The 12029-nt window shown below is 42.0% G+C and carries 9 protein-coding genes; 5 read left to right on the forward strand and 4 right to left on the reverse strand.

Annotated features, from left to right (window positions below; translation table 11 throughout):
• Window positions 1-364 precede the first annotated feature (364 nt).
• Both M3O96_RS09935 and M3O96_RS09940 read left to right on the forward strand, forming a co-directional pair.
• Window positions 365-2308, forward strand: a complete 1944-nt coding sequence (locus M3O96_RS09935; protein ID WP_249720258.1) for a tetratricopeptide repeat-containing sensor histidine kinase — start codon at window positions 365-367, stop codon at window positions 2306-2308.
• Window positions 2305-3039: a response regulator gene (locus M3O96_RS09940; protein WP_249720260.1), complete on the forward strand. Its 735-nt coding sequence runs from the start codon at window positions 2305-2307 to the stop codon at window positions 3037-3039. The genes M3O96_RS09935 and M3O96_RS09940 overlap by 4 nt, the downstream gene beginning before the upstream one ends.
• Before the next feature lie 11 nt (window positions 3040-3050).
• Here the strand turns inward: M3O96_RS09940 and M3O96_RS09945 are convergent, their stop codons facing one another.
• Complete coding sequence (locus tag M3O96_RS09945; protein ID WP_249720262.1) at window positions 3051-3812, reverse strand: SDR family NAD(P)-dependent oxidoreductase; 762 nt, start codon at window positions 3810-3812, stop codon at window positions 3051-3053.
• A 194-nt stretch (window positions 3813-4006) separates the two neighbouring features.
• Here M3O96_RS09945 and M3O96_RS09950 point away from each other — a divergent pair, with 194 nt between their 5' ends.
• Genes M3O96_RS09950 through M3O96_RS09960 form a run of 3 tightly spaced genes read left to right on the forward strand, consistent with a single transcriptional unit; the run spans window position 4007 to window position 8674 of the window.
• Window positions 4007-5812, forward strand: a complete 1806-nt coding sequence (locus tag M3O96_RS09950) for an FAD-dependent oxidoreductase (RefSeq protein ID WP_249720265.1) — start codon at window positions 4007-4009, stop codon at window positions 5810-5812.
• On the forward strand, window positions 5809-7647 hold the full coding sequence (locus M3O96_RS09955; RefSeq protein ID WP_249720374.1) for a 2-oxoacid:acceptor oxidoreductase subunit alpha: 1839 nt from the start codon (window positions 5809-5811) through the stop codon (window positions 7645-7647). The genes M3O96_RS09950 and M3O96_RS09955 overlap by 4 nt, the downstream gene beginning before the upstream one ends.
• A complete protein-coding gene (locus M3O96_RS09960) occupies window positions 7622-8674 on the forward strand; it encodes a 2-oxoacid:ferredoxin oxidoreductase subunit beta (RefSeq protein WP_249720268.1) in 1053 nt (350 codons plus the stop codon). The genes M3O96_RS09955 and M3O96_RS09960 overlap by 26 nt, the downstream gene beginning before the upstream one ends.
• A 527-nt stretch (window positions 8675-9201) precedes the next feature.
• Here M3O96_RS09960 and M3O96_RS09965 read toward each other — a convergent pair.
• The 3 genes from M3O96_RS09965 to M3O96_RS09975 all read right to left on the reverse strand — a co-directional run bounded on the left by M3O96_RS09965 (window position 9202) and on the right by M3O96_RS09975 (window position 11994).
• Entirely contained in the window at window positions 9202-10821 is a 1620-nt protein-coding gene (locus M3O96_RS09965; RefSeq protein WP_249720270.1) for an FAD-binding protein, read from the reverse strand.
• Between the two features lie 12 nt (window positions 10822-10833).
• On the reverse strand, window positions 10834-11163 hold the full coding sequence (locus tag M3O96_RS09970; RefSeq protein ID WP_249720271.1) for a Bor/Iss family lipoprotein: 330 nt from the start codon (window positions 11161-11163) through the stop codon (window positions 10834-10836).
• A 291-nt stretch (window positions 11164-11454) separates the two neighbouring features.
• Window positions 11455-11994 carry a YfiT family bacillithiol transferase gene (locus tag M3O96_RS09975; protein ID WP_249720272.1) on the reverse strand — a complete coding sequence of 180 codons (540 nt, stop codon included), beginning with the start codon at window positions 11992-11994 and terminating at the stop codon, window positions 11455-11457.
• Window positions 11995-12029: the final 35 nt, after the last annotated feature.

Genomic DNA, 12029 nt, shown 5'->3' on the forward strand with positions numbered 1-12029 from the left:
TAAATTTCGATAAACACATTTGAATTTTCAGAAGAGACCCTTTGGATCGGCACTCGTCTTCTTCCTGACTTTACATTTATTCTAACATGATGTTGCTTAGTATGTGGTCAGGGAATATTAAGAGGTTGGTGGTTTTATGTTTTTTTTAAACTTACCTATCAAGTCAATAGAGGTACAAAGATTTTCAATTGATTTAATGACGCATCTAATTAAGCTTTGATACACACAAAAAAGAAATGACTTAGGACAAACGACCACATATATTGTCCGAATGCCATCCAAAAATTTCCGGTGAGTAAAAAGTGAGAAATAATATTTGGAAATTTTGGTTAAATTGACATTGATAAAATATTATATTTCAGAGATGAAAAGAATTTTTTCCCTTCTGTTTTATTTGATCACCCTCCAAGTAGAGGCTCAGCTCTATTATAAAAATGGGAAAATAGACTACAGGCAGGTTTTTGTTGAGACAGATGATTTTGATGCGGATTACTTAGATCGACTAGAATCGGGCCTCAAAGATATCAAAGTGAATACACTGAGGGTCAAAGTCTTGAATGACCTCGGGTATTATTACCATACCAGAAATCTCAAAAAATCCATGACCATCATCACTCAGGGACTTGAAGAGGCAAGACTGATGGATGACAAATATTGGGAAGGAAGACTGCAGGTTTCCCAAGGGGCCATCTTACTGAGGCTTGATGAGCTGGATTGGGCCGAAATAGTGCTTAAAAGTGCCATCGAAAAAATCCCGGAGAAGGAAAGCTGGCTGCTTTACACCAACCTAGGTTATGTGTTTGAAAGACAGGGGAATCTTGGGGTGGCGTTTGAGTATGCAGCCAAGACATTGAAGATTGGAGAAAAGTACCGGGATGAAAAAGCGATTGCCATGGCTTATTCTGATATGAGCAATCTTTTTTGGAAACAGGAGAAATATGAAATCGGCTTGGAATATGGATTGAAGTCTTTGGAAATTTTTGAAAAGAGAAATCTGAAAGACCTAGATTATGATTTTACACTTCAGGTAGTGGGCAGCAACCTGATCAAACTTGGCAAGTATGAGGAAGCTCGCAGGTATTTTGAGAAATCCATCATCATCGGAGAAAAATATGGATTTTACAATAACCTGAGCGATACCTACATCGCTCTTTCAGATTTGTACAATGAGCTTGGTGATTACAAGGAAGCCGAAAAATCAGGCTTTGAAGCTCTGAAATATGCCGAATTATTGGATAATAATTTCATGATAATGCGCTCATTGTTGTCTTTGGGAAAATCCAACAACAGTATCGGCCATTTCTCCCACGCTATCCAACTTTTGGAAAAAAGCATTCTCGTCGCATCCAATGACTTCGGGGACAAATATTACCTAGGACTTGTTTACAATGAATTGAGCGAGTCCTATGAAGGGGAAAAAAGGTTTGCCAAAGCCTTAGAGGCCTACAAAAAGTATGATGAGCTCCGACAAAGTGTTTTTACTTCAGAAGCTGATCAGAGAATTTCCCAATTACAAACTGAAATGAATGTCTCCCAAAAGGAACACACCATTAACCTACAGCAGGCAAGGTTGGAAAAACAAAAGATTCTCCAGACTTTCGTCTTGACACTATCAGGACTTTTGGTTGTCATTCTAGGCGTTCTATTTATCGTGATGAGGCGACGTAGGAATTACAACCTGCTTTTAGAACAACAGAATCTCGAAAAGGAGTATTTATTGAAAGAAATCCACCATCGTGTAAAAAACAACCTAGAGACAATTTCCAGTCTCTTGGCATTACAGACAGCCAAGATTGAAAATAAAGAATTTCAAAGTATCATGGAAGAAACCCAAAACAGGGTTCATAGCATCGGATTGATCCATCAGAAACTGTATCAGGGCAAAGACATCAAATCAATAGAAATGAGAGATTTTTTCTTAACCTTGGGTGAGTACATTATAGACACCTTCAATGCCTCAAGCCGAATTGAGCTATATTGCGATATGGAACCCTTGGGGTTGGACATCGACCGGGCCATACCGATAGGATTGATTGTCAATGAACTGCTTTCAAACTCCCTCAAGTACGCCTTTCCAAATGAAAAGCATGGAAAGATCAAAATCTCTTTATCTGAAAAAAACTCACATCTTATCCTTCATTTTTCTGACGACGGAATAGGTATGGGAGAAAAACCCGAAATCCGTGGATCGGGATTCGGCACCCAATTGATCACTTTGCTAACCCGTCAACTTGATGGAAAAATGGCTTTATTTACTAATTCCGGAACAGAAATCTTCTTTGAATTCCAAACCCAAAAAGCAGCATGACCCATAAAACCCGAATTTTGATCGTAGAGGATGACATGATTATAGCGGCCAATATTGGCTTGCAGTTGAGTAACCTTGGTTATGAGGTGACAGGACTTGAATCAAGGGGGGAAGATGCCGTCCACCATGCCATCGAAAACAATCCGGACATCATCTTGATGGACATCCAATTAAAAGGAAAAATAAATGGCATTGAAGCAGCCAAAGCCATCAAAAAATTGATCGACATACCGGTCATTTACCTTACTGCCAATGTGGATGATGCGACATTCAGCAATGCCAAGGAAACCCACCCATTTGCTTTTATATCCAAGCCATTCAACAAACTTGACCTTGAAAGAACTATTGCTTTGGTAGAGGATAAAATCAAAGAGAAACATCAGGATATCCTTTCCAATGACACCCTGGTCGAATATCAAGAAGACAGGATTTTTATCCGAAACCAAAATAAATTTATCAAAGTCTTATTGGATGAGATCTTGTACATTGAGGCAGAAAGAAACTACTGTAATATTTTCCTTTCTAATCTCACTTATTTGATTGTCAGTCCATTAAGTAAACTTTGTGAAAAAATGGATCAAAGGAATTTCGTCAGGATCCACAGATCCTATGTTGTCAATTTTTCAAAACTTGATGCAGTCTCTGATTCCCATGTAGAAATTCAGGGTAAATTGATTCCGATAGGAAAGCAATTTAAAGAAGACTTGCACCGGTTGTTGAATAAAGTCTGAATCTGCTCGAATTATCCTGCTGCCAAAATCCCTCCATCAATCGTAAAAGCACTACCTGTAATCCATGAGGACTCCTCACTTGCCAGAAACAAAACCAATTTGGCAATATCATCGGGTTCTCCAAGTCTTTTAAGCAGTGTGTTTTTGCCGGCATTTTCAACAGCTTTTTTTGGGTCGGGAAATGCTACTGCAGAAGCATGGATAAAAGGAGTATCCACAGGTCCGGGACAAATAGTATTTATGCGGACCGTTGGCCCGTAATCCACTGCCATCTGTTTTGCCAAAGCCAATAATGCGGCCTTGGAAGCACAGTAAGCAGGATGATTTGGAAATGATTTGTAAGCCGCGATCGAGGAATTGACGACAACAGCTGCAGCCGGCCTTTTGAGCAATTCAGGCAAGGCAAATTTGAGAAGAAAAAAAACTGAGTCAACATTGGTTCTGAATGTGGTGTCCCAATCTGATGGATCCAGTTCGGTCACTGAACCCAAACCAAGCATTCCGGCATTGGTCACCAAGCCATCTAATTGCCTAAATGATTTTACAGCCAATTCGACAAGCTGCTGATTGTACTGAATATCACCAACATCCCCAGCCAAAAATTCAGCTTGCCCCCCTATTTCTTCAATTTCTTTCAATAAAATCTTTCCCTTGATTTTATCCCTCCCACTCAAGATCAGGTTTGCACCCTCTTTGGCAAATTCCAAAGCAATCGCCCTACCCATACCGCTCGTAGCCCCTGTGATGATGAAAGTTTTTTGATGGAGTTTCATAGCTAAATTCCTTTATTAAATCTTTTAATGTCTAAATCAAAAATAGGCGACATTTTGCATCTTTATCGACCACCAAAATAAATTATAATTTTATGTCTTTAGTATCTGTATTAAATTCTGAAATTTCTTAGCTTTAAAAAGCTTTGACTTCTTTGTGAAAAATAAGGAAAAGCGAATTCAAACCCATTTTAACCATGAAGCCTACCAATACCAAAGATCCCGAATACTACCATAAAGTAGTAGATTGCCAATACGCCTGCCCCGCCCACACCCCCGTACCGGAATATATTCGGCTCATCGCTGCCGAAAAATTCACCGAAGCCTACATGGTCAATTGGGAATCCAATGTTTTCCCCGGTGTACTCGGGAGGACCTGTGACCGCCCCTGTGAACCGGCATGCCGTAGGGTACGCGTGGAAGAAGAACCTGTCGCCATCTGTAGGCTCAAAAGAGTCGCAGCGGACAACAAAGGTGATGTCAGGCAATATATGCCCCAAGGTCCTTTTCCATCCAATGGAAAAAGAATTGCACTCATTGGCGGTGGCCCTGCTTCCCTCACAGTAGCGAGGGATTTGGCTCCTTTGGGATACGAAATCCACCTATTTGATGAGCAGATCGCAGGCGGGGGAATGATGCGCAGCCAGATTCCATCATTCAGACTTCCTGAGGAAGTGCTCAATGAAGAAGTGAATTTCATCCTTGACCTAGGCATCCATACCCAGTTTTTGACTTATGTCAAAAGCCTGAAAGAAGTCTTGGAGGGTGGATATGATGCAGTTTTTGTAGGTACAGGTGCTCCTAGGGGAAGAGACTTACCAAAATTGCCCGGTAGAAAAGAAGGTGATAAAAATATTCATATTGGCATCGAATGGCTTGCAGGTGTTGCTTTTGAACACACCAAATCCATAGCCCAAAAAGTCATTGTCCTTGGCGGAGGAAATACTGCAATGGACTGTTGCCGTACTTCAAGAAGATTGGGAGGTAAAGAAGTCAAAGTGGTGGTCCGAAGTCCATTCGAAGAGATGAAAGCTTCACCATGGGAAAAAGAAGATGCACTGCATGAGGATATAAAAATCATTGACAACCATGTCCCGCTGAGTTTTGAGGTAAAAGACGGTAAATTAATCGGAATGAAGTTCCAGAAAGTAAAGCCGGTCTATGACGAAAACGGGAAAAGACAACTATTACCAACCGAGGAAGATGATGTTTTCATAGAAGCCGATGAAGTGTTGATCGCGATTGGTCAGGAAAACAGTTTTCCCTGGATTGAAAGACACATCGGACTGGAATTTGATCAGTGGGGAATGCCAATAGTGGATGAAACGACTTTCCAATCTACCAATCCAAAGGTTTTCTTTGGAGGTGACTCCGCCTTCGGACCAAAAAATGTCATCACGGCAGTAGCCCATGGTCACCATGCCGCTGTTTCCATTCATTTGTTTTGTGAAGGATTAGATGTGCATGACAGGCCTTCACCGTATACCAATCTTGTCAGCCAAAAGATGGGAATCCACGAATGGAGTTACGACAGCAGTGTCGCCATAGACCAAAGGTATATCGTACCCCAAGCCAAAAAATCCCAAACCCTCAAAGACCGAAAGAAAGAAGTTGAATTGGGATTTGACATTGCTACAGCATATAAAGAAACCCAAAGATGTCTTAATTGTGATGTGCAGACCGTTTTTACCGAAGACAGGTGTATCGAATGTGATGCCTGTATGGACGTCTGCCCTACTTCATGTATCACTTTTACGGTCAATGAAGAGGAAACTGCACTTAGACAAAATCTATTGGTACCGGCAGAAAATCTGACCCAGGATTTATTGGTTTCCAAAGAGCTTAAAACAGGACGGGTCATGGTCAAGGATGAAGATGTATGTCTCCACTGTGGACTCTGTGCAGAAAGATGCCCCACCTCAGCTTGGGACATGCAAAAATTCCTCTACTCCACGACCAAAGCCAATCAAATGATCACCCCATTACCCCTCATAGAGAAATGACAAAAGCAGTCAATGATTTTATAATCCGGTTTGCCAATGTGAACGGCACCGGATCGGCGAGTGCCAACTACCTGTTTGCCAAAGCCATTTTCCGTATGGGAATTCCTGTTACTCCAAAAAACATCTTTCCTTCCAACATTCAGGGACTTCCTACCTGGTATGAAGTGCGTGTCAGTGAAAAGGGATATCTAGGGAGACGGGAAGGTATCGACATTTTGGTGTCTGTCAATCCTCAAAGTATGGCACAGGATGTAAAAAGTGTCAAGCCGGGCGGTTATTTTATGTATGACAGTACCAAAAAACTCCCTGCACCCTATTTCAGAGAAGACATCCATTATCTCGGCGTTCCTATGATGGAGATGTCCAATGAGGCATTTTCAGATCCAAGGAAAAGGCAACTCCTGAAGAACATCATTTATGTCGGTGCTTTAGCCAAGTTGTTAAACATGGATTATTCAGAAATTGAAAAATTGGTCGGAGAACAATTTGAAGGTAAACAGCAACTGATCGACGCGAATATCCAAGCCCTAAAGTTGGGAATGGATTATGTCGAGGCCAATTTCCAGTATCCACTGAACTTCCATCTTGAAAGAAGGAACCTCATCAAAGACAAAATCCTAGTAGACGGGAATACGGCATGCGGACTCGGTGCTGTGTATGGAGGAGCCACCGTCATGGCATGGTATCCGATTACGCCTTCCACCTCGGTGGCGGAGGCGTTTGAACATTATTGTGAAGAATACAGAACAGATCCTGAAACAGGCGAGAAAAGATTTGCCATCATCCAAGCCGAAGATGAACTCGCGGCAATGGGCATGGTTATCGGTGCCAATTGGAATGGAGCACGTGGGTTTACTGCGACAAGTGGTCCTGGAGTTTCTTTGATGAATGAATTTCTAGGTTTGGCCTACTTTGCCGAAGTACCTGCTGTCCTTGTGGATGTTCAAAGAACAGGTCCAAGTACAGGCATGCCCACCAGAACGCAACAATCGGACATTCTCCTTGCCGCCTACGCTTCTCATGGAGATACCAAGCATGTATTGCTTTTCCCTGCTACTCCCCATGAATGCTTTGAGATGACAGCCGAAAGTTTTGACCTCGCCGAGCGCCTTCAAACGCCGATCATGGTCATGACAGACCTTGACCTTGGCATGAACGATCACATCAGTGAGCCTTTTCATTGGGATCAAAAGAGAAAATATGACCGGGGAAAAGTTCTCAATGCGGAGGAATTAGAGCATATCGGCCGATTTGGAAGATATCTGGATGTGGATGGTGACGGCATTCCTTACCGGACCTATCCAGGCACCCACCCTACAAAAGGCTCCTTTTTTACCAGAGGAACTTCAAGGGATGAATACGCTGCCTACACAGAAGATGGCGCTGCCTACAAGAGAAACATGGACCGCTTGATGCTCAAATGGGAAACGGCGAAGAAAATCGTTCCGAAAGCCCATTTGTACCAAAAGGAAAACAAGTCAGAAGTAGGGATTTTATTTTATGGAACATCAACTTTTTCGGCAGAAGAAGCAAAAGACATTATGGAATATAATGAAATCATGGTGGATGCGATCAGAATCAAAGCTTTCCCATTTGGAGAAGAAGTGGTTCAGTTTATCCATTCCCATTCGACTGTTTTTGTGATCGAACAAAACCGGGATGCGCAATTGCGCAGCATGATGATCATGGAACTTGATACCAATCCTGCCAAATTGATTCCTATCTTGAATTATGACGGTATGCCGATCACGGCTGATGCCATCAAAAACCAGATTTTAAAGCATTTAAACCTAGAAAACACCCAACACCATGAGTTATCTAAAACCGCTCTTTAGACATCCGAAACTTCCAAAAAACAAACTTGGCTATACCCAAAAGGAATATGAAGGCTCCCTTTCTACACTCTGTGCGGGATGTGGACACGACAGCATCAGCGCCGCCATCGTGCAGGCTTGTTTTGAGATGTCCGTAGAACCACATAAAGTAGCCAAAATCTCCGGAATCGGCTGTTCTTCCAAAACCCCAACCTACTTTTTGGGTAATTCACATGGATTCAATTCCGTCCACGGCAGAATGCCTTCCGTCGCTACCGGTGCGAGCATGGCGAATAAGGACATGGTTTACTTTGGCGTTTCAGGAGATGGGGACTCTGCTTCCATTGGCATGGGGCAGTTTGTCCATGTCATCCGCCGCAATCTGAATATGGTCTATATTGTGATGAACAACGGCTGTTATGGCCTGACCAAAGGACAAGATTCTGCCACGGCAGATCAGGGTTCGCGGAGCAAAGCCGGTTCTGTCAATCCTTTTCAGGCCATCGACCTAGCGAGTTTGGCGATAGAATTAGGGGCGACATTTGTGGCTCAGAGTTTTAGCGGAGACAAGCAACAATTGGTTCCGCTTATCAAGGCGGCCATGCACCACAAAGGATTTGCCTTTCTCAATGTGATTTCCCCTTGCGTGACTTTCAACAACAACCCCGGTTCTACCAAATCCTATGATTATGTAAGGGAACATATTGAAGCAACCTCGACTTTGGACTTTGTACCCGAAATGCCTGAAATCAAAACCAATTACGAAAAAGGCAAGTCGACCCGAGTTGCGATGCATGATGGCACCTTGATCCAACTTAACAAATTGGCAACAGATTGGAATCCAGAAGACAGAGTTTCGGTTGCCAACGCCCTTCAGCATGCAAGAACAAAAAATGAAATCTTGACTGGTTTGCTTTATGTCAATACTGAATGGAAAGACCTTCATGGCACCTTAAGCACCTGCAGTACACCCTTGAATAAACTGAAGGAAGATAAACTTTGTCCTGGAACGGAGGCTTTGAAGGAGATCAATGCAGGGTATAGGTAATTATAGTAAACTTCTTTCTTGACAATAAACCTAAATGTTGTTTGATTTTGACCGATGACCGATGACGGATGTGTTGGGCATTCAAGCATTTAAACAATAGATTTTATCGGTGGAGACACTGCACGGGGCAAGGGTAAAGAATTTAGCAAAAAAACGGAATGCTTAAAGGAGCAGGAATAGGCCTAGAATTTTGAAATATACATGCCAATATGTAGGTATTTGTTGACTTGTATAATTCAATGGACACAGAGGCATAATGGAAAATATCCATTCAGAGTTACAGCACTGAAGGTGCAAAATACCCAAGCGATGGATGCAGACCATCGTAATAGTAAGAAATATTCGGAAAAAGCCCTGAAAGGGCGAAATCTCTTTAAGGACAAGAAAGAAAATGATCCCACCCTTTCAGGGCTTAAGGGAATTATCTGATGTGTTATGGATGGGCTTCACCCATCCCTTTGTTATTTTGCCCTTTCAGGGCTGATTTCAATGATTTGGTGTTAAGTTGGTATTTTGATATTTATCAATTATGGTACATACCCATCCAATCCGCATTGCTGCATAAATTCATTGTTGAACAGTTGCTGCACTTCTTCGGTCATCACCCTGGACCGTTGCTTTTTCCATTGTTGGATAATCTCATTTCCATAGATATAATTCAGCCGGTTCTTGTCCACGATGCGGTTTAGCTTTCCCCAATGGATGGTATACGGAATGGCGGAGGCTTCCAAAGATTCCAAAACCAATTGATAATACTGGTGATTGATCGCAGCATCAGCACCATCAAGTTCCATCACTACAGAATGCTTGAACCGGGTAAAGGCAAGGGTGGCCGAATTTCCCTTTACAAAACGAAAAGCCAAAACGCCCGCTAATTTCACGGCTTCATTGATTTTGAGACAAATGTTGAGGGCTTTGACCACATCCTTTACATCAAGGCAAATCGCAGCACTAAAGGCTTTTCCTCGAAATCTTGTGTTGGTAAATGTCTCCGCTATCGTGCCGACCAAATCTTCAGGCCTACTGTATGCCAATCCAAAAATTGAATTCACGATTTGGGGAACTAAGATCCTATTTAAAAAACCAACCTTCGCCTGCACCTCATCCAAAACCGATTGGATCAACCCAAGAGTATCGTCACCATAGGTAAATCCCGACGTGGCATGTTCAATTTTCGTGTATTCCTGCCGATAAGCCACTTTAAACATGGACCTCATGAATACCCCTTTTTCGACATCTTCAAAAGCAAAATCATGGGGATTGACTGCCAACTCAAAATGATATAGATGCCTGAGTGGATCGTTCCAAGTGTATTTGAGGTGGTGCTGGATTTTCGAAAAATCCATCTTGGTGACAGCTTCCACCATAGCACTGTCAAAAGGTACCCTTTGCATTTTTTGCTCCAACAAAAAATTATCCTCCACCTCCACCAATACGCCATGGATAATTCCAAAACTTCCAAAACTCACCCAAATTGCATGGAATAAGTCATCATCGATGAAAACCTCGGCACCTAATTTTTGTTGAAAAGCAACAGAAGTAATCCGTCTGGAAGCCCTCTCCACATAAATATGCCTATCGGGCCCTGTGATGACGTGCATACCGACGACCATTTCTGGCAAAGCTCCCTTAAAAACAGAAGCCCCATGCGTCCCTGTAGAAAATGCGCCCGCAATGGTTTGGCCATTGCTGCCGCCACTGACCATCAGGCTTTTGGAAGGTTGACATTGTTTTTCGAGGTATTCATTGATTTGGATGATGGTGTTTCCACACTGCAAAAACTTAAAATTTTCAGGCTTATTGCCGGCATTCAAAAAATCAGGATGAAAATTATCTTTTCCTAAGGCAAATTTATGCCTCAGTCTCTTGGTGTTGATTATGGCATCTTCGCTCATCCCAACTTTGCTAAAAGACCAACCACTACCTAATGCGCGGATATTGAGCTGGTTGTCCAAGGCATACTTGATGATCCATTGAAAATTAGCTGTGCATTTTTTGTATTGGGAAAACTGATCGAGACTTTGAAAAGCAGGATCGTCCAAGACCATATCAAAAGACAGGTCCTCATCCAAAGGTTGGGTATAGTTCTGGTGGACATTGGTGAATTCCTTGATCTTCCAAGGAATAACTCCGGCAGGATAGGGCATAATAAATGGGGTTTAAATTTCTCCCGGAATAGGTACCTCCGGGCAACAAAAATATTCAACAGATTGGGGCACGACGATCCCCAAAGTAATGGCAGCTAACAGAATATGTCCGGCATTGGTCTTCACTGTAATCTGACAAATGGATTTGCAGTTCGCCTCCGTTTTGATATCGACAGGCTGCCTCAAACCCCAAAAATAAGAGGTTCTGTTCACCTGAATTGGAGCTGGATTATCCGAATCATACTTGGATACGATCCTCAGATTGGCACAGGATGCCATCAGGAATAGAAAGTAAAAAAGAAACAAAACGGATAAACTTCTGAATTGATATGACTTTCTCATTAGAGTTGAAAGTTAAAATGGAAAACAGACTTTTTAAAAATACATAACACGCTAAAAATCAAGGTAAAAGTTAAAAAAATAATTGGAAAAAGGCAATAGAAGGTTAAAGGTTATTTGGTTAAGGGTTATTATGTTGTAATTGTTGTAGTTGTTCTAATGGTTGTAATGGTTATTTCCTTCGCAGCTTCCTGTAGTCATGTTTACAATTTTTATTTATCCTGAATTCAACATTCTAAATTCAGAATTTTCTCGCTTCTTATCTCTTGCTTTTTTTGTCTCATTTCTCATATCTCAAGTCTCCTGTCTAAATCTCTCACTCACCAACTTCACATGCCCCAAGTGATGTGTAGAGTGCCAAGCGTACAAAGCAATCGTTGTGGCAAGGGAAATCGTTTTTTGGTTTGCAGGATGGAAAAAGGTTTTCTGTAAATCTGTCTCGGAAAGTGATTTGATCAATGCTACCCACCGGTGATGCAATCCTTCCAAAAGCTTCAGACTATGATCAATAGGTAAATTTTTAGCATCTGCCAACTCCGCCCACAAATCTTCATGATAAGGTTTGATAGTCGGGTTATCCTCAGTAAGCGCCAACTTGAAACGGATAAAACTGTTCATATGGCTGTCCGCACAGTGATGCACCACTTGCCTCACAGTCCAACCCTCAGGTCGATAAGGTGTGTCCAATTGTTCTTCTGAAAGCTTATCTGTTTCTGCCCTAAGTAAGGCAGGGAATTCTTCTATGATTCCAACCCATTCTTCAAGTTGTTGGGCAGTAATTTCTTTTGGTGCTGTAAAGCGGCCAACGGGAAATTTTAGTGATTCTATATCCATGTTTTTTTTATACAAATTAGCCTTAATGAGAATTA

This window comes from Aquiflexum sp. TKW24L, from assembly GCF_023502205.1.
Lineage (GTDB): Bacteria > Bacteroidota > Bacteroidia > Cytophagales > Cyclobacteriaceae > Cognataquiflexum.